14 protein-coding genes and 2 pseudogenes are annotated in these 22,242 nt (G+C 60.2%); 8 read left to right on the top strand and 8 right to left on the bottom strand.

Annotated elements, in window-relative coordinates; all coding sequences use genetic code 11:
• Positions 1-161: 161 nt before the first annotated feature.
• Both ACVWY3_RS02685 and ACVWY3_RS02680 read left to right on the top strand, forming a co-directional pair.
• Positions 162-922 (top strand): IS5 family transposase gene (locus ACVWY3_RS02685; protein ID WP_456837070.1). Its coding sequence is split into 2 segments (ribosomal slippage): positions 162-381 and positions 381-922, totalling 762 coding nucleotides; the frame shifts between segments, so codons are not numbered across the junction.
• 829 nt (positions 923-1,751) lie between these two features.
• Complete coding sequence (locus ACVWY3_RS02680; RefSeq protein WP_456837069.1) at positions 1,752-2,207, top strand: YybH family protein; 456 nt, start codon at positions 1,752-1,754, stop codon at positions 2,205-2,207.
• 236 nt (positions 2,208-2,443) lie between these two features.
• Here the strand turns inward: ACVWY3_RS02680 and ACVWY3_RS02675 are convergent, their stop codons facing one another.
• The 3 genes from ACVWY3_RS02675 to ACVWY3_RS02665 form a co-directional block, all read right to left on the bottom strand.
• Positions 2,444-2,806, bottom strand: coding sequence for a PRC-barrel domain-containing protein (locus ACVWY3_RS02675; protein WP_456837068.1), 363 nt, complete (start codon positions 2,804-2,806; stop codon positions 2,444-2,446).
• Between the two features lie 629 nt (positions 2,807-3,435).
• Entirely contained in the window at positions 3,436-3,897 is a 462-nt protein-coding gene (locus ACVWY3_RS02670) for a MaoC/PaaZ C-terminal domain-containing protein (protein ID WP_456837067.1), read from the bottom strand.
• 321 nt (positions 3,898-4,218) lie between these two features.
• A complete protein-coding gene (locus tag ACVWY3_RS02665) occupies positions 4,219-4,407 on the bottom strand; it encodes a hypothetical protein (RefSeq protein ID WP_456837066.1) in 189 nt (62 codons plus the stop codon).
• A gap of 678 nt (positions 4,408-5,085) precedes the next feature.
• Between ACVWY3_RS02665 and ACVWY3_RS02660 the strand changes: the two genes are divergently transcribed.
• Positions 5,086-10,395, top strand: coding sequence for a GAF domain-containing protein (locus ACVWY3_RS02660; RefSeq protein ID WP_456837065.1), 5,310 nt, complete (start codon positions 5,086-5,088; stop codon positions 10,393-10,395).
• A 314-nt stretch (positions 10,396-10,709) separates the two neighbouring features.
• A pseudogene (locus tag ACVWY3_RS02655) lies at positions 10,710-11,653 on the top strand (DUF5996 family protein).
• Positions 11,654-11,786: 133 nt separating this feature from the next.
• Here the strand turns inward: ACVWY3_RS02655 and ACVWY3_RS02650 are convergent.
• Together ACVWY3_RS02650 and ACVWY3_RS02645 are read right to left on the bottom strand one after the other, a co-directional pair.
• Complete coding sequence (locus tag ACVWY3_RS02650; RefSeq protein WP_456837064.1) at positions 11,787-13,316, bottom strand: MFS transporter; 1,530 nt, start codon at positions 13,314-13,316, stop codon at positions 11,787-11,789.
• Positions 13,317-13,640: 324 nt separating this feature from the next.
• The gene (locus tag ACVWY3_RS02645; RefSeq protein WP_456837063.1) at positions 13,641-14,387 is read right to left on the bottom strand and encodes a C13 family peptidase; all 747 of its coding nucleotides are present in this window, start codon (positions 14,385-14,387) and stop codon (positions 13,641-13,643) included.
• A 689-nt stretch (positions 14,388-15,076) separates the two neighbouring features.
• On the opposite strand from ACVWY3_RS02645, the gene ACVWY3_RS02640 reads away from it, so the two are divergent.
• Positions 15,077-15,460: an aldolase/citrate lyase family protein gene (locus ACVWY3_RS02640; protein WP_456837062.1), complete on the top strand. Its 384-nt coding sequence runs from the start codon at positions 15,077-15,079 to the stop codon at positions 15,458-15,460.
• 454 nt (positions 15,461-15,914) lie between these two features.
• On the opposite strand, the gene ACVWY3_RS02635 is transcribed toward ACVWY3_RS02640, so the two are convergent.
• From ACVWY3_RS02635 to ACVWY3_RS02625, 3 genes are all read right to left on the bottom strand, one after another.
• Entirely contained in the window at positions 15,915-16,082 is a 168-nt protein-coding gene (locus tag ACVWY3_RS02635; protein ID WP_456837061.1) for a helix-turn-helix domain-containing protein, read from the bottom strand.
• Between the two features lie 239 nt (positions 16,083-16,321).
• Complete coding sequence (locus ACVWY3_RS02630; protein ID WP_456837060.1) at positions 16,322-17,293, bottom strand: MBL fold metallo-hydrolase; 972 nt, start codon at positions 17,291-17,293, stop codon at positions 16,322-16,324.
• 107 nt (positions 17,294-17,400) lie between these two features.
• Positions 17,401-18,225, bottom strand: a complete 825-nt coding sequence (locus ACVWY3_RS02625) for an alpha/beta fold hydrolase (RefSeq protein ID WP_456837059.1) — start codon at positions 18,223-18,225, stop codon at positions 17,401-17,403.
• A gap of 937 nt (positions 18,226-19,162) precedes the next feature.
• Between ACVWY3_RS02625 and ACVWY3_RS02620 the strand changes: the two genes are divergently transcribed.
• The 3 genes and pseudogenes from ACVWY3_RS02620 (at position 19,163) to ACVWY3_RS02610 (ending at position 22,154) form a co-directional block, all read left to right on the top strand.
• Positions 19,163-20,152: an NADP-dependent oxidoreductase gene (locus ACVWY3_RS02620; protein ID WP_456837058.1), complete on the top strand. Its 990-nt coding sequence runs from the start codon at positions 19,163-19,165 to the stop codon at positions 20,150-20,152.
• A 69-nt stretch (positions 20,153-20,221) separates the two neighbouring features.
• Positions 20,222-20,890, top strand: a pseudogene (locus ACVWY3_RS02615) (HD domain-containing protein); the annotation flags it as partial.
• Positions 20,886-22,154: an MFS transporter gene (locus ACVWY3_RS02610; protein ID WP_456837057.1), complete on the top strand. Its 1,269-nt coding sequence runs from the start codon at positions 20,886-20,888 to the stop codon at positions 22,152-22,154. The pseudogene ACVWY3_RS02615 and the gene ACVWY3_RS02610, both read left to right, overlap by 5 nt.
• Positions 22,155-22,242 lie beyond the last annotated feature (88 nt).

The raw sequence follows: 22,242 nt of genomic DNA, 5'->3' as shown, positions 1-22,242 counted from the left end.
ATTGTCTGTCTAGGCAACTGCTAAAGACCGGTTTGGGTCATTTTCGACGGTCTCAGGGCTGATGTCCGCTTCTACCCGTAAGGGTCCCACCGGGGCCTGCCCAAAAGCGTTGCGTCTGGCCAATCCCTGTGATTCAAGCTTCCAAACCGGGGGCTCGAACCATGCGCTACGAACTCGCCGATCATCAATGGATTGCCATCAAACCCATGCTGCCGAACAAGCCGCGTGGCGTTCCTCGGGTGAACGACCGTCGTGTCCTCAATGGCATCTTCTGGGTCTTGCGCTCTGGAGCACCTTGGCGTGATCTGCCGGACATCTTTGGTCCGTACACCACTTGCTACAACCGCTTCGTCCGTTGGCGGCGGGCTGGTGTCTGGGGGGCATCATGGACGCCCTTGCTGCTGCCCATGATGCCGCTGTTCAGATGATAGACACCTCCATCGTCCGCGTGCATCAGCATGGGGCCTGCATCACAAGCAACCAGGGCCAATCGATGGGACGGTCACGCGGTGGCCTAACGAGCAAAATTCATGCCGTAGTCGATAGCAATGGTCTGCCCGTGCGGCTGGCGCTGAGCCCCGGTGAGGCCCACGACGTCCGACTTGCCGGAAAACTGCTCTCTCGCCTGAAATCCGGGTCAATGGTGCTTGCCGACCGTGGCTATGACGCCGACTGGATCAGAGAGCTCGCCATGAAGAAGGGCGCATGGGCCAACATCCCGCCGAAAAGCAATCGCAGCGATCCGATCTGCTTCAGCCCCTATCTCTACCGCGCTCGTAACCAGGTTGAGCGGTTCTTCAACAAGATCAAACAATGTCGTCGGGTGGCGACGCGCTACGACAGGCTCGCCGCCAACTATCTTGCCTTCGTTCAACTCGCGTCGATCAGGCTATGGCTGCGCCTTAATGAGTCCGCGTCCTAGCTCGTCAATGATCTGGACCTGGCGGGCAATATGCCGCTCACCGAGTGCAACGTGCCGCTCGGCTTCCGCTAAGTGCTGTCGCACCATGGGAAGGTCCATAGCGGGAGCTTCGCACAAGGAAGGAGCCAGACCTAATTACAAAGTGGCGTCATCAGCTGCCTCGACGCGAGAGGGCCGGGCCAGATGGGACGGAACCAGCGCGAGATCGCGGATGGAGCTCATGCCCCGTGCTGGCTGGCGGCCGCCCACGTGGGAGCAGTTTGATCCGCCTACGCCGCGGCGTCGGCATATCAGTCTGGAAACCTGAATGTGCTCACTGCGAATGCGGCGATGCCGAGCACCAGGAGCACAAATGCGAATCGATTGATCTGCTTTAATGCCCGGTTCAGTAGGGTTGCCGGAGTGATTATCCGCGCTCAGGCGGAGCGCGGGAAACGCTAGCAGCGCGAGGCTCGGCGTCCGCATCAGCGGATATCCGCGGCGTGCGCCGTGCGAACGGCGGGCGACGGTCTTCCCACCACAACCCCCTCGCTGAACAAAAGTTCACGTAAGTTAATCGCAGGAATACCGGCTATGCCGGCGGTCACGTGGGACTGGACCTACCTCGAGTCGCTGATCCGCGAGGATTTCGAGCGATGCCATCCCGGCGAGACGCTGGAGCCTCAAGCACCGCGCCTCCTTTTCGAGAGAGACAGAGGCTTGCTGCGGGACTGGATGGCGGTTGCGGCAAGGGATAGCACTAGGCCACGCGCTCATATTCGGCCGCTTGTGCGCGGCGGCGTCCCGGGTCAATCTGCGGAGATTGCCGCTCGCAATGGAGCCACCGCACATGAACCCTTTCAGTCGCTCGCTCATACCCATTTTCTTGGTGGCATGTGGAGCGGTCTCAGCACACGCGGATGATAAGGCCGACGTGCTTGCCGCGAACGCGCAGGTCGAACAGGCGTTCTCCAAGCTGGACGTCCAGGCTATCGAGGCGACTTGGGCCCAGGACGGATCTGTTTCCGTCATCCACCCCGCAAGTAAAGCACCGCTGCAGGGCTGGGAGGCCGTCCAAAAAAGTTATGCGGACCATCCGGTCAGGTACAAGGACTTCTCCGTTGTGATGGACAATCCGCAAATAGCGATCAACGGCAACATCGCGTGGGTCGTAGGTGTTGAAAAGGTGTACGCCCATCGAGCGAACGGCGACGTGCTCGACATTTCGGCGCTTGCGACGAACATATTCGAAAAGCGTAACGACAAGTGGCTGCTGGTGCACCATCACGCCAGCCGCATGCCTTAAGCGCTGAACACGCGGTGGTAGCGCCGTTGCCGCGTCAGCCAGGCCGTGGCTGCGCTCCAACTGCATCCCGGCACTCGACGATCCACTGCCAGCTTTGCGGGCTCGTTCGAAGGATCGGAAACCAGCTCAAGCCGGTGAGGCTCACAGCGGCAGCCAATTGCGGCGGCGCAAACGGCTTCTGAAATCGGCCGGACGGCGGTGTGTCGAGCAGTCAGACGCCAGAGTTTCGTCCCGCCTCAGCCCACCGGCACGCCGTAGTAGGCGTTCACGGAGCGCGTGGTCGCCGGGTCGCTCCAGTTCCAACTGCTCTCGTCGGCGTATTTGGGGGCGCCGCGGAGCTGGTCCTGGGTGATACCGGTGACGTAGCCGCCGAGATTGGTGTCGTATTTCAACGCCTGCCAAGGCAGCGGATAGTGATCGTCGCCGATACCGAGCAGGCCGCCGAAGCTGAGCACCGCGTAGGCCACCTTGCCGCTGATCTTGTCGATCATGACGCGCTCGATGTAGCCGACCTTCTCCCCGCCGGCCCCGTACACGTTCGTGCCCTCCACCTTGTCGCTGCCGATCAGGCTGAACGTCTCGCGATCTTCCATGGTCATGTTGACCTCCCTGATATTGTCTTCCGGAATCAACGGGACGACGATGGCTCCGTTCCTGGCAGAAGCTGCGGGCAAACGTTGATCTCAGGGCACCGGATGAGGTGGTCGCGATACCGGTCCGGAGAAGATCGCAGAGGAGCGCGAACATGGAGCTGACCGATCTGGAGCGCGATTTTTCTGAGGAAGCTCCTCGGCGAATCCTGGGTCAGCCCGCCGACGTTCGACCACGAAATCGTGGCGCGGCTCGTGGAGCTGGGTCTCGTGGAAACCGAACCACTTCCATCCGGTGATATCGAATATCGCATCACCGAGGCTGGGCGGACCACGGCTACCGGGTAAACATCGGCCGGTCCGGAAAACTGCTAAGAGTGCTTATCCGGGCTGGAGCTTGATCAATCGGGAGAGGTGCAATGATTGATCACGCCGGCATTGGAGTGGCGGACGTCGCATGCAGGCAGTCTTCCGCGGCGCCCCGGCGACGAGGTGATCGAACCCGTTCCCAGCTCACCGGCGAAGTAGCGCGTCATCTGACGGGGTCAGTTCATTGAGGTATATCGCACTAGATTGGCTCACTACGAGTTCTTCGCAGTTTGAACCCATTGCAGACGACCCACCAAGCCGACATTGGATTACGTTGATGCCGTCGCATCCGGTCGCCTCGCAACGAGGCCGTTGCCGATGCACTGTAGGACCGTATCGCCTTTTTGATTGCGCAAGCGGAACTGGCCGCGAACGACTCCACAATCGGGCCTCGACTTCGACTCGCGTTTTTCCAATGTGATCGCTTCCAGATAGAGGTCGTCGCCAGGACGCACTGCATTGGGCAGCCGCAGCTCATCATAGCCCAACCCGGCGTTCGCACGAACCGGAGGCTGTAATTGGTTGGTTAGCGAGATGAAGATAGCAAACGTGTGGGCAGCAGATGCCGACAGTCCTCCAAAAACGGAACGAGCAGCGGCTGCCTCGTCGATATGGAAGGGCCTTGGGTCATATCGCTTGGCGAATTGAATGATTTCTTCCTTGGAGACAGAATAGGGCCCGGCCTTCTGGCTGTCTCCGACCTCGACGTCTTCAAAATATCCGCTGGTCATTGGTCAATCCTCAACGCACGGGCTGACGAAAGGACGGCATAAGCTGACCGTAGAGGCTATAGCCCAAGCGGCGGTCAATATCACCCCCGTCCCCTCTGGCCTTGAGCGGTCATGGACGGGCCGAAGAAGTGCAGATTAGCATGCAGGTCCGGTTGTGGCCCGAATGCAAAGTAGACGACCACCGCGAAGGTCGGCTTGTCAGGGGAGAACGGAAGCGCCGATCCTTCTCCGGACCGCCGCGAATGACCCCAACCGGTCGCGGATGGCGCGTCGTCGCGTGCGCCATCCGCTCTGCATTCGATCTCTTGCGAAAAACCAGCGTTAAGCCTTCAGATCCGTGATTCGCATAATCGCGACCACATTCCCATCGTTGTACGCCTGTTCTTTTGTCTCCTTGTTGCAGGTCCAGACAAAATTCTTCTTGCCCGTGAAGGTCTTTCCATCCTGCTCAAGCCGAAGCTCCCCTTCGGTGATATGGCAGACCATAGCATTCATCATGGGAGGACCCATGGTCTTCGATCCCGGCTGCTAATGACATCGCGCATGGAGACGGTCTTAAAACCTGGGATCAGGGATGGTGTCTCCCCTTCATATTCACGCACCACGACGCCAGGCCAAGGCGTCGTATCCTTGTAGCCTGTGGCTTGTGCGGCGGCTGGCTTGATCATGGCAGCCGAAGTCGCTGCCAATCCGATACCCAGTGCGGACCTTCGATCGACCCTGCTCATGGCTCTTCTCCCGACATTACTGAACGTGCGGTCGTAGATGCGGCACGCAAAGTTCGTTGAGACGGTGGCGCGAAACCGAAAAAGAACGGTCTCCAGAGAGCGTGCCTGCCGATAGCACCAATACTGCTCGTTTGCCCGGGCGGTGATTTTCGGCACGTCCCGCTTCAAGGGCAGTATCATTCTACGCCACCTGACGCAGCCGGGAAATAGATGGCGTCGTTCGAGGACTACGCGGCCGGTTAGGAAAGGCCGGAATTGGGCCCATCGCCGCCGCATCCCACTGCCGAGGATATGCCGGCTATGAGGGGCAGACTGGACCTAACTTAAACCGGGTCAACCGTCGCGATTGACCCTTCTCGGACATCAGCCTAGCCCGGTAAGATGCGGTTCAGGCTAACCCGGCCCTTCCTGAATGATGGTCCAGACCGATATAATACCCTTTTAGACCCACGGGGCGTATATGGCGCGGCGTTCAAGGACGGGCGGGAAGACGAGCCAGTCGAAGACCCGCAAAGGCCGCAAGACCACCAAGAGCAAGCGCCTCATTGCGCCAGCGGCCAGCCGAGCGAAGCGTCGTTCGGTCGCCGGTTCGAGCAACGACCTAAGAGAAGCCCGCGAGCAGCAGGCGGCGACGGCCCAAATATTGAAGATCATGGCAAGTTCGCCTGACGATGTGCAGCCGGTATTCGAGGCGATTGCGATCAGCGCCAACAGGTTGATTGGCGGTTTCTCTACGGCAGTATTTCGGTATATCGACGGCATGCAACACCTGGAGGCGTTCACACCGACCAATCCGGTCGCTGACGAAGCATTGCGAGCTTCGTTTCCGCGGCCTCTCACAACGTCTTCGACGCTCTTCGAGTTGCTGCGTGATGGCAAACCAATGCAGATTGTCGATACCGACTCCTCGCCAAACATACTGGCCATGGATTTGGCCCGATTGCGCGGCTTTCGCAGCATGTTGTTCACGCCGTTGATGAGAAATGGGGTGCCTATCGGCTTGATCACCGTGACACGAGGCGAGACCGGTTCATTCGCCGACCATCACGTGCAATTGCTACAGACCTTCGCCGATCAGGCCGTGATCGCCATAGAGAACGCGCGATTATTCAATGAGACCAACGAGGCGTTGGAGCGGCAGACGGCGACGTCGGAAGTACTGCGAGTCATATCCAGTTCGCCTGGTGGGCTTGGGCCGGTGTTCGAGGCAATGCTGGAAAATGCCGTGCGCATCTGCAGCGCCAGTTTTGGAACGCTGCTCCTATATGAAGGCGACAGGTTGCGGCGGGTGGCGCGAATGGCCGCGCAAAACGTGCCGCAATCGTATGCGCCCGACCAGGAAACGCCGCCACACTTCATCGCGCCATTTGACGGGGCGCCTTCGCTGGGGCGCCTCGTCGAGACCAAGGCGCTGGTTCACATTGCCGATATTGCCGCCGAGCATCCCGACGATCTGATCTACAAGGTCGCCGCAGCCCGCACCGTTCTGATTGTGCCGATGCTCAAGGAGGGCGAGCTTGTCGGCGCCTTTGCCGTCTACCGCAAGGAGGTGCAAGAGTTCAGCGACAAGCAGGTCGAGTTGCTGGAAAATTTTGCGGCACAAGCGGTTATTGCTATCGAGAACACGCGACTGCTGCGCGAGTTGCGCGAACGTACCAGCGACCTCAGCGAATCCTTGCAGCAGCAGACCGCGACCGCCGACGTGCTCAAGGTGATCAGCCGCTCCGCGTTCGACTTGCAAACCGTCCTCGACACGCTGGTCGAATCGGCAGCCCGCCTGTGCGAAGCCGATATGGCGGCGATCACCAGGAAGTCGGGTGACGTGTATTTCAGAGCCGGCTCGTTCGGCTTTCCGTCCGAATTCGCCGAATACGTGAAGGACCTTCCGGTTGTGCCGGACAAGCGTAACATCACCGGCCGGACCTTGCTTTTCGGTCAGGTGATCCACGTCACGGACGTGCTCGAAGATCCCGACTACGAGTTCGAGGGCCAGGAGCTGAGCGGCAACCCCCGAACTTTCCTCGGCGTACCGCTGCTGCGCGAAGGCAATCCGGTCGGCGCCATCGTGTTGGCACGCCGAACAATTCAGCCGTTCAGCGAAAAGCAGATCAAACTGGTCGCGACCTTCGCGGACCAGGCCGTGATCGCGATCGAAAACGCCCGCCTGTTCGACGAGGTGCAGGCCAAAACGCGCGATCTGGAGGAAGCCCTCACCTACCAGACCGCGAGCAGCAACATTCTGGGCGTCATCGCCTCTTCGCCCACCGCGGTCACGCCGGCGCTGCAAGCAATTGTCGAGAGCGCCTGCAAGCTGTGCGATGCCTACGACGCCGGCCTGCTGTTGAAGATCGGCGGCGACCTGCATTACAGCGCCCATCACGGACCTATCCCGATCGGCCTGGACAAGTGGCCGATCAGTCGAAATTGGGTCACCGGCCGCTGCGTGGTCGACAAGATGCCGCTGCAAATCGCCGATCTTCAGGGCCCCGAAGCCGCCGAGTTCCCTGAGGGGCAGGAACACTCCCGTCGACAAGGCCACCGAAGCATCCTGGCGGTTCCTCTGCTGCGCGAAGGCGAAGCCATTGGCGCGATTGTGCTCCGCCGCCTGGAGCCGGTCGCCTTCAATGATAAGCAGATCAGCCAGCTGCAGACCTTCGCCGACCAGGCGGTGATCGCCATCGGCAATGTCCGCCTGTTCGAGGAAGTGCAGGCCAGGACACGCGAGCTCACGGAGTCACTTCAGCAGCAAACCGCGACTTCCGAGGTGCTTCAGGTCATCTCCAGCTCGCCGGGCGAACTCGAGCCGGTATTTGAAGCGATGCTCGAGAATGCCACACGGATCTGCGGCGCCAATTTCGGTACCATGTACCGCTACGATGGCGCCTTTCACCTCATGGCCTCGCACAATGCGCCGCCGGCACTCGTGGAAGCGCGCACGAGAACGCCGGTCCGTCTGCCTCCGCCGGATACGGGCCTGGGCCGATTGGAGAGAACCAGGCAGGTGGTCCACATTCACGACATCACGACGGAACCCGGCTATGCGGCCGACCATGCCTATGTTGCGGGAAGCAAGCTGTCCGGCGCCCGAACGATACTCCTTGTCCCGATGCTCAGGGATGCGCAGCTGGTAGGAAGTATCAATATATTCCGCCAGGAAGTGCATCCGTTCACGGACAAGCAGGTCGAGCTGCTCGGCAATTTCGCCAAGCAGGCGGTGATCGCGATCGAGAATGCACGGCTCTTGAAGGAACTGCACCAGCGTACCGATGACTTGTCGGAGGCGCTCGAATATCAAACCGCGATGGGCGAGGTGCTGAACGTTATCAGCCGCTCGCCGAATAATCTGCAGCCGGTGATGGACACGATCGTCGAGACGGCGCAGCGACTTTGCAGCTCGGAATACGCCCTCATGCTGCAGCAGTGGGACGACGGGACCTACCGGGTGGTCGCCCACGCCAACGCCAGCGACGAACTGGTGCACTGGGTTCACGACAATCCCGTCACAGCCGGCGACGGCTCCGCCGTCGGCATCGTTGCAGTCGAGAAGGAGACCGTTCACATCCACGATGCGCTGGCGGACCCTCGATTTAGCGACCTGCGCCGCCAGAAGATCTCCAGGGCCCGGACCATGCTTGGTGTTCCCTTGATGCGAAAGGACCAGGTCATCGGCGTGATCTTCCTGGCGCGATCCGAGGTGAAGCCGTTCACCGAGAAGCAGGTCGAGCTGGTGACGAGCTTCGCCGACCAGGCCATCATCGCCATTTCCAACGTCAACCTGTTCGAAGAAGTGCAGGCCAAGACGAGGGATCTGGAGGAGTCGCTGCAGCAGCAAACTGCCACCGCCGATGTTCTCAGGGCAATCAGCGCCTCGCCCGGCGATCTGGCTCCGGTGTTTCAGGCCATGTTGGAAAACGCCGGGCGCCTCTGCGAGGCGAAGTTTGCCATGCTGCGCCTGTTCGACGGCGGAAAATTTCACGGCGTCGCCTCGTGGAATGTGCCTCCCGCCTTCAGCGAATTTCATTCGCAAACTCCCATCCCGCTCGAGCCCAAGCTTCCGCTGGGCCGCGCCGCGACCACCAAGCAGCCGGTTCACGTCCATGATGTGCTGCAGCATGAAGCCTATCTCGAGGGCTATCCAGGCATGATCGCTCTCGCGGAGATCGGAGGAGGTCGCACCCTGCTGCAGGTGCCGATGCTCAAAGAGGACCAACTCGTCGGAGGGATCGGCCTCTATCGCCAGGAGGTCCGGCCGTTCACCGAAAAGCAGATTGCCCTGGTGCAGAACTTTGCCGCTCAAGCCGTGATCGCGATCGAAAACGCGCGGCTGCTCAACGAACTTCGCCAGCGCACCGACGACCTGAGCGAATCCCTGCAGCAGCAAACAGCGACCTCCGACGTGCTCCAGATCATCAGCTCGTCGCCCGGCGATCTGGCGCCCGTGTTCGAAAAAATGCTGGTGAACGCAACGCGCGTCTGCGGTGCAAAATTTGGGTCGATGCTCCTGACCGAAAACGGCTCGATGCGGCCGGCCGCACAATACAATGTGCCCGCTGCGTTTGCCGCCGCTCGGGGCGACCGCCTCTTGACCCCGCATCCGAAGAGCGCCCTCGCCAAGGCGATCAGCACCAAGGAGGTCGTCCATGTTGCCGACATGCGAACCACCGAGGCCTATCTTGAGCGCTCCCCTGCATCGATTGAAATCGTCGAACTGGGCGGCGCCCGCACGGTCGCTATTGTGCCGATGCTTCGAGACGACGAGGTGATCGGCGCAATAACAGTCTATCGCGACGAAGTGCAGCTCTTCAGCGACAAGCAGATCGAGCTGTTGAGCAATTTTGCCAAGCAGGCCGTCATCGCCATCGAGAATGCGCGGCTGCTGAAGGAATTGCGCCAGCGCACCGAGGACCTCACGAAGTCCCTCGACGACCTCCGCACCGCGCAGGACCGCCTGGTGCAGACCGAAAAGCTGGCTTCGCTCGGCCAGCTCACCGCGGGTATCGCCCACGAGATCAAGAACCCGCTCAACTTCGTCAATAATTTCGCGGCGCTTTCCGCTGAACTGACCGAAGAGTTGAACGACGTCCTGAGGCCGGCGGCCATTGGCGACAAGATGCGCGCGGAAGTCGACGAACTGACCGGGCTTTTGAAGGACAATCTCGAAAAGGTCGTACAGCACGGCAAACGCGCCGACTCTATCGTCAAGAACATGCTGCTGCACTCACGCGAGGGACCGGGCGAGCGCCGCCTCGCCGATATCAATGCCCTGGTCCAAGAGAGTCTAAATCTAGCCTACCATGGCGCGCGCGCAGAGAAGTCCGGCTTCAACATCAAGGTTAAGCAGGACCTTGACCCCTACGCGGGCGAAATCGAGGTGTACCCGCAGGAGATCACACGCGCGCTGCTCAACGTGATCTCCAACGGCTTCTATGCTGCCACTAGGCGCAGGTCCGAAGCGGGAGACGAGACCTTTGAGCCAGTGCTGAGTGCGACCACGAAGAATCTTGGCAATAAGGTCGAAATCCGCATCCGCGACAACGGCACCGGCATTCCGGTCGAGGTGAAGGAGAAGATGTTCAATCCTTTCTTCACTACCAAGCCAGCCGGCGAAGGCACGGGGCTCGGTCTGTCGATGACCCATGACATCATTGTCAAACAGCACGGCGGAACCCTCGATGTCGAGAGCGAGCTGGGTGTGTTTACAGAGTTCATTGTTATGCTGCCACGCGACACGACGGCACCGCTGCACGCTGACGTCCCCAATGACCGCTAGTTGCCCGCCAGCGAAGTTGCGCCTCGGCTGTCGGAAGTCCGCTCGTGGAGCCAGAGCGGACCAGATTTGCTCAACCTGAGTCCTTCGCCTTTTGGAACCAAACCGGCTATTTCGCGCGACCGCCTGGTCAAAGATAGCCTTGGAAAAATGGTCGACCTCAACGAACTTGGCGACGCTGATCCTAGGAGTCTTCGAACTTGCAGCTTTGTTTTTCGCTGCAAACGTTCTCAAATGCCTGGCCACCGTCAAGCCTCATATGTGAAACAACGATACCAGCGCCTCGTCCGGGCGACCAACACAAAGGAGGAAACGCCATGAGCGCGATCTGGCCGGAAATCCACTTCGAGACATGGCGCGAAACCTGTTCCGCGCTTCATTTGTATTGCCAAGTTGCCGGCAAGTATCGGCTCGCGAGGACTCCGTGGGTCAACCATTCATGGCACGCCACTTTCTACGTGAATGCTCGCGGGCTCACGACTTCACTGGTTCCAGACGGCTCAGGTATCGAGATCACCTTCGATCTCTCCCGGCATGTCGTGATCGGGGAGGCCTGTGACGGGCGCCGGGTTGAAATGGCGCTCGGGCCGATGTGCGTTGCCGACTTTCACGCCCGGTTCTGTGAGTTGCTGCGACGTCTCGGCGGCACACCGGAATTCGACGGCCGGCCCAATGAAGTCCCCGATCCGATTCCCTTCCAGGACGACTGTGAGATTCGCCCCTATGATGCAGATGCCGCGACGCGGTTCTTCCGGGCCCTGATTGCAATCGACCGTGTGTTTCGTCGGTTTCGGACGGGCTTCACCGGGAAGGTCAGTCCAGTCCATCTCTTTTGGGGCAGCTTCGATCTCGCGGTGACGCGCTTCTCCGGACGTCCCGCTCCGCTTCATCCAGGGGCGTACCAGGTTTACCGGATGAAGTGACGCGCGAGGCCTACAGTGATGAAGTCTCATCCGCTGGCTTCTGGCCAGGCGGAGGCGGCACAGACTTTGCGGCTTTCTACTCCTATGCCTATCCCACTCCGAACGGCTTTGCTGACGAACAGATTTTGCCGACGGGCGCATATTTCGATCGGAAGCTCGGAGAATATCTCTTGGCCTACGACGTTGTGAGCAAGTCGAGCGATCCAGAGGCGACGCTCATGTCGTTTCTGGAAAGCACCTATCGGGCGGCAGCCGATCTCGGACGCTGGGATCGTGCCGCGCTCGAATGTCCGATTGGTCACCCCCTTCGGCCCCGCCCTCTGGACAGGACGAGATGAAGTTCGACGAGCCTTCCCTTGGTCAGCCAGAGCACCTTAAGCGCGACGTCGAGCCACTATGCTGTGCCGGCGGGGCTGCTCGTCCCATCGACGGTGGGCGCCGCCCGACTCGGATCTCCCTTGATGTCCGCTTTCAACGCGCCGCGTGCGATCCAATCGGTCGGATCCAGAACCGAAGTAGTATGCCGCCGAGCAAGGAGCAGAGCGCCGCCACTTGCAACACTATGCGTAGCGCGCGTTCGAACGCGGCCGTTGCGGCTTCGGTGATGCCGGCTTGTCCGGCCAGTATTGCATTCAGCGCTTCGTTGGCTTGTGCCCGCGGCGCACCGGCAAGATGATACGAAAAGCTGGCAAACAAGACGGCACCAAGCGCCGCGACTGCAAAGAGACCTGCCACCCGGGCGACCGCGTTGTTCACGCCCGAAGCGAGCCCGGCGTGGGCGTCGCCTACCGACGACATTACCATCGACGTCAGCGGCGGGACTGTGATGGTCATACCGATGCCAAATACGCAGATCGCCGGAAACGCTCCGACCCAGTAGGATTGTCGGAAATCAGCAAAAGCCAGCAGCGCCAGACCGCAGCCTGCGATGACGGGTCCGAAGGTGAGCGACTGCTGCGACCCGAAACGGTCGGAAAGCATGCCGGCGAATTGCGCGCCGAAACCCATGATGAGAGCAAATGGAAGTAGCGCTGCACCGGCTTGCGTCGCGGAGTAGCCGCCGAGCCGGATCAAGCCAAACGGCAGATAATACAGCGCACCGCTTAGCGCAAAATAAAGCAACAGCGTCAATGCGTTGGCTGCGGCAAAACTGCGCGAACCGTACAGCGATAGCGGCATCATTGCTCGTGCGCCGAGCCGGGCTTCCATTCCGAGAAATAACAAGAGCAATAGAAATCCCGCCCCGAGCGCGCCGACTACGGTTCTGTCAGAAAATCCCGAGGCCGGAATGGCGTTAAGCCCCCAGGTGATCGCGGCGAGACCGGCGGCGACCGTGGCCGCTCCGGCCCAGTCCAACGATTTGGCGTTGTCATCTCGGGTTTCGCCTGCGAAGCTCGCAAGTCCCGCCGCGACGGCTGCGAGCGGCACATTGAGCAGAAAGATCGCGCGCCACGACACCTGATCGACGAGCCAGCCGCCCAATACTGGGCCGACGGCGACGGTCAGCGCGCCGACACCAGCCCATACTCCGATCGCATGGTTGCGCTCGTGCTCGTCAAAAGTCGCCCCCAACATCGCGAGGCTCGCCGGGATGAGGAGCGCGGCGCCACCCCCTTGGATGGCGCGACTTGCGACTAGCGCCGTGATGCTCGGTGACAGGCCGCATGTAATGGAGGCGATGGTGAATATCGCAATACCGAAAACAAAGATGCGTCGACGGCCGTAAAGATCGGCAGCCGCCCCTCCAATCAGTACCGTAGCGCTTAGCAGCAGCAGGTAGGCACTAACGATCCATTGGGTCGCAGCAACGCTTGCATGCAGGAAGTGCTGAATCGTCGGCAGGGCGATATTCACGACCGAACCATCGACCAATGCCATGCTCGACCCGAGTATGGTCGCCGCCAGCGTCAGCCGCTTGCGTCTTTGCGACGGTGCCGCGTCAAAGGCTGGTGTCGCCCGGATAATGTTAACCTCGCAGGGAGGTTGTGTGAAACCAATCATTTTGGGGACTCAAGAAGCGTGGCTGTCAGCGTGCGCCTCGCGGGCACTGTTGGCAACCGACGGATACGCCCGTTCCTCCGACGTCGGTTTGTTGCTCGCACACCTCGATTCTCAGGACGGGGGCTCTCCAGTGCTACCACTATCCTCTCAATTGGCTACCGGCCTCTCGGCTCTTGCTCCCGCGCAGCGGGCTGGAGCGCAGCGACTTTGTGCTTTGACCCGAATGCGAAGTCTAAGCGGGCAGTCAAATAGTCTGCTTATCGGGGGTGACCGGAAAAGGCGATGCGCCCGCGAGCAATAACCTTTCCGCTCACGGCCGGTTGTTCAAGGGCGTCCGACGAGCAATGGCAGCACGTGCGCACCGCCCGCCATGAGCGGATTCGACGGCTCAAAATGTTCCCGCAATTCTCGCTTCCGGACGAGTGAGCGCGCAGCGAGAAACGCATCCTTCAGGCTGACGGCTTTCCGGAGCGCGACGTTGAAAAAAGCGTCCCCAAAATAGGTCCACTTGGCCTCGTCCTGGCAGCCGAACGACGGATGCTTGTCATCGGCAGCGGTGATGACCAGCACATCGGGAGTCGCCAGGCGCGCGATAAAAACCCCGGAATAACAAGCCGAGATGACCACCACCTTGTGTCGCACACCTGTCTTCGCGAGCATGTCGCGGAGACGAGATGGTGTAAGCGTTTCTGTCAGGCGCCCCGCCTTGATTGCAAGGCCATCAGGAGAGCCATGGGAGGTGAGAATCAAAAAGAGAACATCTTTCTCGGGATCCAAGCGGTTGGCTGCCGTCTGCAACGACTTGGTCAGAGCTTCGATCGTTGCACTTCCTCCTTTCTTGGAATTGTACTCCACGTTGATTGGTCCAGTCTCGAAACGGCCGGCCACGACCTGAGCCGCGCCGGTCGCCTCGGATCTAAACACGCCTTGATCCCCATACAGGCCAAAGGACACCACGCCAACCTTTGCAGCGTTCTCAATAGCACGTACCGGAGGAACCAATGGCCAGATGGTCAGAAAAAAAGCGACGAGTGGCGCGCCGAGCCGCCCGATCGAGGACCTGGAGGTCATCGCGAACCTCGTTTCGAGATCGCCGCTTCAGAACTGCGGCTCAACACAAAATAGCGGAAAGCCAGTGGATTTTCATCCTTCCAAATGGAAGTGCAAGGGTCCGGACACGGCCGACGGAGACGATCGATGCGCGTTGAAAAGGTCAGCTTGTCAGGGAGGACGGGAAGCCGCGATCCGGCAGATTGAGGGCCGAGTCTGACACCCAGCGGACGTGGTAGGCCGCTCGTGCTTTTCGCGGCCCGCCGACCGCCTATTGCTTGGACGGCCGCGCTCCCACGGGCGCCCGGCGATTATGTGTCTTGACTTCGTTGATCTATCGCAATGGTCGACTTGCGGCGGAACGGATGATCGGCCTCAGCGAGATTGCGATGACCACGGATAACATGGCGGAAGCCGCCCGGCATCCGCATGTAGCCGAGGAGTACCGAACGATAGCGTCATGCACATCGGGTGAGGGACTGCGTGGGGTTACCTTAGACTTGCAGACGATTACGACTTGCTCGCCGCAAACCAAGATAGGGTCGCCGGTAATCGCACAGCTGCGAACTAGAGGTCGCGGTGGCGAACTTAGTTTTCGTATGCAAGTAAGCCCGATCCGTAGCCTTTGGTTTAGTTGCCGAACGTCAACTTTTCCGCTCAGGGGGCTTTTAGATCTCGGTACCAACTCCCAAAATACGTGTCTCCTTTATTTGCACAATTCCATCGGCAGTGGTTACGCAGGCATCGGCACAAACCGGTGCGGCGCCGTTGTCATCGACCAAGAGCACGGCGCGATGGGTCCCGAAAACCTCCATGCGAAGATCGCGTCAACGGCAGGCACCAACTGTCGTCCGGTTGTCAGGGTCGGCAAGCGCGACGAAGCAATGGTGAAGCTGGTGCTCGACATGGGCGCTGCTGGTATTGTGTTTCCGCAGGTGAATACCGCCCAACTGGCTACCGAGTGTGTCGCGACGACGCGCTCCTCCTCGCGGAAAGGCGCGGCTTCGGTCCTTTCATCGGGCATTCCCGGTGGGGCGCATCCTTTCAAGATTATCTACCCAAGCTCGGGGACACTGTCGTCTGCAACATTCTAATCGAAACAAAAGCCGCGATTGACAATATAGAGGCTATCTGCGCCGTCGAAGCATCAGCGTCTTGGTTCTCGCGCAGCTCGACCTTTCGGTCGAGCTAGGCTGCCCTGGCCAGTTTGACAATCCGCTCTTTTTAGAAGCGGTGGAGCGGTTCGAGCGAGCCACAACCGCTGCCCAAGTGCCAAAGAGCACACTCACTGCGACGGAGCAGCAGGTCCAGTCCGCTATAGAGCGCGGTTACGCGACCGTGGGGCTGGCTTCGACGTTCTGTTACTCTACTCAAGAATGACGCCGCAACGGCGATCGGCTGGGCAAGGCAATCTGCAATTTGAAACGGCCGGGAGGGACAAACGACGACGCAAATGTCGCGCATGCCTAGGTCCGCATTGACCAGACGTGCTTGGGCCGGAGTGGCGGCTTCGCGCGGTGGATCTACACTCGATGCTCAAGGAGGCTCTCATCTCGAAAGGCAAGCGATGTTCCGGAGTCGATCGACGTCTCGAATCTCAATTCGCCGATAGTCACAGAACAACACCTTATCGGCCTGCAGCCGGCGGAGAACCGCGTTGATGGTCTTGCGTGTTAGCCCTGTCAGTTCACCGAGCGCTTGCTGGCTCAGTGGCAACGCGTCAAGTCCGGCGGTTACCTTCTCTGGGTAGGAGGCAACGTTAACATGTCCGCGCCGAACCTCAAGGCGTAGCGGAGCTGGCCGTAGAGTAATTTGGCGACGGCGCCAGATTTCGGGCTTTGATCTGCAACTCGGCTTAGGTCACCGCAATATCGATGTGAAGCGGCTTCTCGGAGGCAGGCATATCAGTGCTCCTTTCACTGGAAGAACGGGTGATGGCCATGATCCGGCAGACGTCAGACGCCCTCGTAAACCAGTCGGGTGAAAAACGCCGGCGTGATGAGGAATTGGCCCCACTTTGCATCGAACGCCGCGGTCGGCTTGGCGGCAATCGTGTCATCGAGCGAGCGGCCCTGCTGCTTGAGCTCGCCAATATTGTCTCGGATTGCGACAAGCATGTCGCGATAGGCCGAAAGTTCAGCTTTGTTGCTGACCGGCTTGCCGTGCCCCGGGATGACGATCGTCTTATCGGTTACGGCAACAACATTCGCCTCGGCCGCCTTGATCATTCCGTCGATGTTTCCGCCGGTTGAATAGTCGATGAACGGATAGATGCCATTCCAGTAGGTGTCGCCGCAGTGAAGAATGTCCGCTTCGGGGATCATCACCGATAGGTCGCTATCGGTGTGCGCAGGACCGTAATATTTGAGGAGAAGCGTAGACTGGTTGAGCTTCAGAGCTTTCTCAGACGAGACGATTTCGGTCGGAACGGCCGATAGCGGAGGAGACGGGAAGTTGAAATCCCAGTCCTCAACTCTCTGGGCGACCAGCAGATGCTTGTGGGTGTTCTCATGGGCGATGATAGCTGCCCCTTCCGCATTCAGCCATTGATTGCCGTCCGTGTGATCGAAGTGCCAGTGCGTGTTGATGAGGTGCGAAACCGGGTCGCGGCTCAGCCCATTCGCAGCCTCTAGGATGCGCGGACGGGATGCTGTGATGCCGGCATCAATGAACACCTTGCCGTCCGCGCCTGTCATGACAGCGATATTGCCGCCAGACCCCTCGAGGATGCTGATATTGTCGCGCAGCTTATGGACTTTGATGGTTGCTTTGGCGGCGTCGTCACGGATGAGGTCCACGATATTGCGCGCCTCTGCGAAAGCCTCTCGCGGCGAGAGCCAGCCTCTGGTTGCCGATACTGTGGTGGCCGCCATGCAGCACAGGCAGAACCCGCGTCGCGACATGATATGCTGGTTGAGGGTCGCCATGGATCTCTCCTATATGTCCGCAAAGGTCCTGGCGCCACGCGTGCTGTTTGCCATGTGAACGATGATCATGGCCTGCCCGTCGGTCGCGGCCGACGATTCGCGATCCGCTAACTTTTAATGAACGCCAAGAGGTCCGCGTTGATGGTCTCGGCCTCTGTCGTCGGCATACCATGCGGAAATCCCTTGCAGGTCCTTAGTGTACTGTTTGTCAGAAGCTTTGCGGACAGCGGCGCGGAATCAAAATACGGCACGATCTGGCCGTCGTCGCCGTGCATCACCAGCACCGGCACACTGATCTTCTTCAGGTCCTCAGTGAAGTCGGTTTGCGAGAACGCGACGATGCCGTCGTAATGCGCTTTTGCTCCACCCATCATATCCTGACGCCACCGGTTCAGGATCACGGGCTGGGACGGCTTCCTGTCGGGCCGGTTGAAGCCATAGAAGGGCCCCGAAGCGATGTCGAAGTAGAACTGCGACCGGTTGACAGCCAATTGTCGCTGCAAATCGTCGAACACAGCCTTCGGCAGCCCAGCCTGATTGCTCGGCGTCTGGACCATCAAGGGCGGCACGGCGGAAAGGATCGCCGCCTTGGCCACGCGGCTTTCGCCATGCCGAGCGATGTAGTGCACGACCTCGCCGCCGCCGGTGGAATGTCCGACATGGACGGCGTTCTTCAGATCGAGATACTCGGTGACCGCCGCGAGATCGTCGGCATAATGATCCATGTCGTGTCCGGCCCCACCCTGGCTCGAGCGCCCATGGCCGCGGCGGTCATGTGCGATGACGCGAAAGCCGCGGTTGAGGAAGAACAGCATCTGTGTGTCCCAGTCGTCCGCGGACAACGGCCAACCATGGCTGAAGACGATGGGCTGCCCCGAACCCCAGTCTTTGTAGAATATCTCTGTACCGTCTTTGGTGGTGATCGTGGGCATCGCGAACCTCCTGCGTCGCAGAACTGCGTGGACCGAGCCAGAACAGAATTAAGGGCTCGGCAGGTGCTTCGGTGCAGTGAAGTATGCGCGCAAAGCTCGCGCAGTTGCTAGTTAGCTGTTGTTAGAGATCGCTAGAGAGCAGCGGCCCTTCGATACGACAGTACGATTTCTCTAATTCTAAGTTCTTACGGAGCTTCTCGATAAAGTTCCTTAGGGCGTTCGCTCTACTCCTCGATAATCGGCGCACTTCCACCGCAGGCCTTTCGTCGGGGCAGTTTACGGTCCCCGCGTAAGCTGTCGGGCTCAATGCCTCGGGGCGCGATACTGCTTGAGCCGGGCGGTCAGCGTGACAAGGCACTTTCGGTCTTGGTCATTTGCTGCTCTCTCTGCCGCGTTCATGGTGACCGCACATCATTGCATCGACACGGTCTCGTTGCCGTTTGTTAAAGAGGCGCTCGACGTGCTGGTCGAGGATAAAATTGCGTGTGGCCTCGATACCAGGCGGTATCGACACCGTCTCGACCATTTGCCAGGGTCAGTGAGGGCCTCGCCCTCTGAAGGATCGGCTGTTACCGTCAGAATATCGAACGCCGGAGCCGCAGGTCCGGCCGCGACCGGCCGCAAGACGACCCACATGATGAGCACCCCCTGGCGTTACCCTTGTCCAACCTCGCGGGCAGCTTTGGCAGGGTGGATTCAGAATAGATCGAGAATCATCTGACGAGGCTTCTACTGCCGTGAAGGCTCCGACGGTCCTTGTCAGGAAACGACGTACGGCTGTCCTGATCCGCAGGATCGTGTTCGTTGTCGGGGGCACGACTGGTTGCGATATACGGGTAAGCGAGGCCTCGCCTTCGGATTGGCCGGCGAAGGCAACTTCGGCACAACGGACCAACGGTCGTCGGCAATGATGAGAGCTGAGCGCAAGGAGAATGTGATGACCCCCAGCAGCATCGTTTCTCAGGTTGGTGAAGAGCGAACTCATTCAACAATGATGGCCTGGCGCGTGCACGAGTTTGGGCCGCCACAGGTCATGAAGTTCGAGCCCGTGCCACGACCCAAGCCCGGTCCTGGCGAGGTCCTGGTCAAAGTTGAAGCCGCTGGGGTCGGGCCATGGGATAGCTGGATCAGGGCCGGGAAGAGCGCCTTGCCGCAACCGCTTCCTCTCACTCTGGGCTCGGATCTGTCCGGCGAAATCGTCGCCATCGGCCCTGATGTTGCCGAGTTAGCTGTGGGAGATCAGGTTTATGGTGTTACGAATCCGCAGTTTGTCGGGGCCTACGCCGAGTACGCTCTCGCTTCCGCGGGCATGGTCTCGAAGAAGCCAAGCTCGCTGACCTACGTTGAAGCCGCCTCCGTTCCTGTCGTTGCAGTCACCGCATGGCAGGCGTTGTTTGATCAAGCCGAGCTCAAAGCAGGTCAAACGGTGGTTATTCACGGGGCGGCCGGCAACGTTGGATCCTATGCGGTTCAACTGGCCCGACACGCGGGTGTGCAAACCGTCGCAACCGTATCGACGGGCGATATTTCCATCGTGCGCAACCTCGGCGCAAACACGGTGATCGACTACCGGACCCAGCGCTTTGAGAAAGAAGTACGGGACGCGGACGCTGTGATTGATCTGGTCGGCGGTGAAATCCAAGACCGCTCATTCCAGGTCATTCGTCGCGGCGGCAAGCTGATCTCGGCAGTGTCCCGCCCGGATCAGGATCTTGCAAAGCGCTACGGTGTTGAAGCCGTCTTCTTTTTGGTCAACGTTACGAGCCAATATCTGACGGAGATCGCTCGCTTGATCGATGCTGGAAAACTGCGAACAAATGTGGGGGCAGTCTTACCCCTCGCGGATGCGCGCGAGGCTCATTTGATGCTGGAACGCTTGCGGCCACAGCCGAAAGGAAAGATCGTGCTCGACGTCGGAGCGAGTTGATCAACTAAATTTCGTAGTTGCGCTCACGCGCAACGCGCAGCCCACCGTAATTCTTGAAAGGACGCAACAATGACAGCCCCAACTCTCGCCCATGCTCTCGTCATTCCCGATTCCTTACTCGCGAAAGAGGCGACAGACATCCTGCGCCAACATTCCACCGATCTGCTCTTTAATCACTCGATCCGCGTCTACCTGTTCGCGGCTGAGCAGGGTCGTCAGAGGAATCTGCGGTTCGATTCCGAACTCCTCTACGTAGCTGCCGCTTTTCACGATCTCGGTCTCATCAAGAAGTTCTCGAGCCCAGACGAGCGCTTCGAAGTCGATGGCGCAAATGCCGCACGGCAGTTTCTCAGCACCCACAACATCGCTGAAGACCAGGTGCAGACCGTCTGGGAAGCAATCGCGCTGCACACCACTCCCGGCATCCCGAAGTACATGGGTCCCGAAGTCGCGCTCCTCAATTCCGGTGTTCTTCTCGATGTCATCGGGGTGGGGTTCGATCAGTTCCCGGCGGAGCTGCGCGAGGAAATCGTCGCCAAGTACCCGCGCACAAATTTCAAAGAAGGGTTCATTCAGGAGTATTTCGCCGGTTTTGCGCACAAGCCAGCGACGACGTATGGCACCGTCAACGCCGCTGTCTGCGAACGTTTCATCCCGGGATTCAAGAGCCCCAACGCCTGCGACCTGATCGCTGCGTCTCCCTTCCCGGATTCCCAGCACAAGGCTCACCATCATGACCAGGACCTATCCTGTGCTCCAGGAGCTCGATCCCGGTCGCGCACAAGCTACCGGCGCCGACTCGCTGGCCTCTCTCATCTGGCTAACTCTCGGCGCTTTTGCCATCGGCACCGAGGGATTCATGATCGCCGGGCTGCTCCCGGCCCTGGCGCGAGACCTGAACGTGGGATTGCCAGCCGCCGGTCATCTGGTCACCGCCTTCTCCCTCGCTTATGCCATCGGCGCGCCGGTCATGGCCGTGTTGACGGCCGGGCTGGAGCGGCGTCGGCTGCTGGTCGTCGCCATGGGCGGCTTCGCCCTGGGCAACCTGCTTGCCGCGCTGGCGCCAGACTATGGGGGGCTGTTGGCTTCGCGGCTGCTGTTGGCCCTGTCGGCAGCAAGCTTCATGCCGGCGGCCAGCGGATATGCCGCCGCGCTGGGCGGTCCGGAGCGGCGTGGCCGTGCCCTGTCCACGATCACCACCGGGTTGACCTTGGCCATCATCGCTGGCTTGCCGCTGGGCGTACTGGTGGGGCAGGGTTTCGGTTGGCGCGCCACCTTCTTCGGCGTGGCGGGGCTGGCGGTGTTCTCGCTGTTAGGGATTCTCATCCGGCTGCCGCGCCAACGGCCTGGCGTCACGGCTGGCCTTGGTGAGCGTCTGGCGCTGGCCAAGCGCCGCGATATCCTCGGGGTGCTGATGACGAGCGTGCTGACCGTGGCCGGCACTTTTACCGTCTACACTTATCTCAGTGTGTTCATAGCCGGCGTCGGCGGCCTTGGTCCGCAGGCACTGGCGCCGGTCCTGTTGGGCTTTGGCCTGGCCAGTGCAGTCGGCACCCAGCTCAGCGGCAGCGCGGCGGATCGTTGGGGCGCGCGCAGTGTGGTGATCGTTGGTGGGGGGCTTGCCCTGCTGGCCTATCTTGCCTTCTCGCTTAGCGCGGCCCTCGAGCCGGCGCGGGCAATGCCTGTCCTGCTGCCGGCCATCCTGATTTGGGGGTTCGCCAGTTGGGGGCTGATAACGGCGCAACAAGCGCGGCTGGTGACGTTGGCTCCGGCACTGGCGCCGATCAGTCTCTCGATGAATTCCTCGGCCATCTACCTCGGCAGCGCGATGGGTGCCGCGGCGGGCGCTGTGGTCATTGCCAATGGCGCGGTGGAGCGGCTCGGCTGGGTAGCTGCGGGATTCGCTGTGGCAGCTCTGTTGTCGGTGCTGCTCAGCGGCAGCGGCACATCAGGCCGAAGTGATGGCGGCGGCGATGCCTTCTCATCGGAAGCTTCACCATGACCATCGGTTCGTCTCTGCGTTCTGGTTTCAAGCAGTTGCGTGAACTCGTTAGAAGAGGAGGTGCGATGATGTCGATCAGTGGATTTGC

Source organism: Bradyrhizobium sp. USDA 4486 (genome assembly GCF_054057995.1).
Note: the sequence above shows the minus strand (reverse complement) of the source record. Positions and strands in the feature narration are given on the sequence as shown.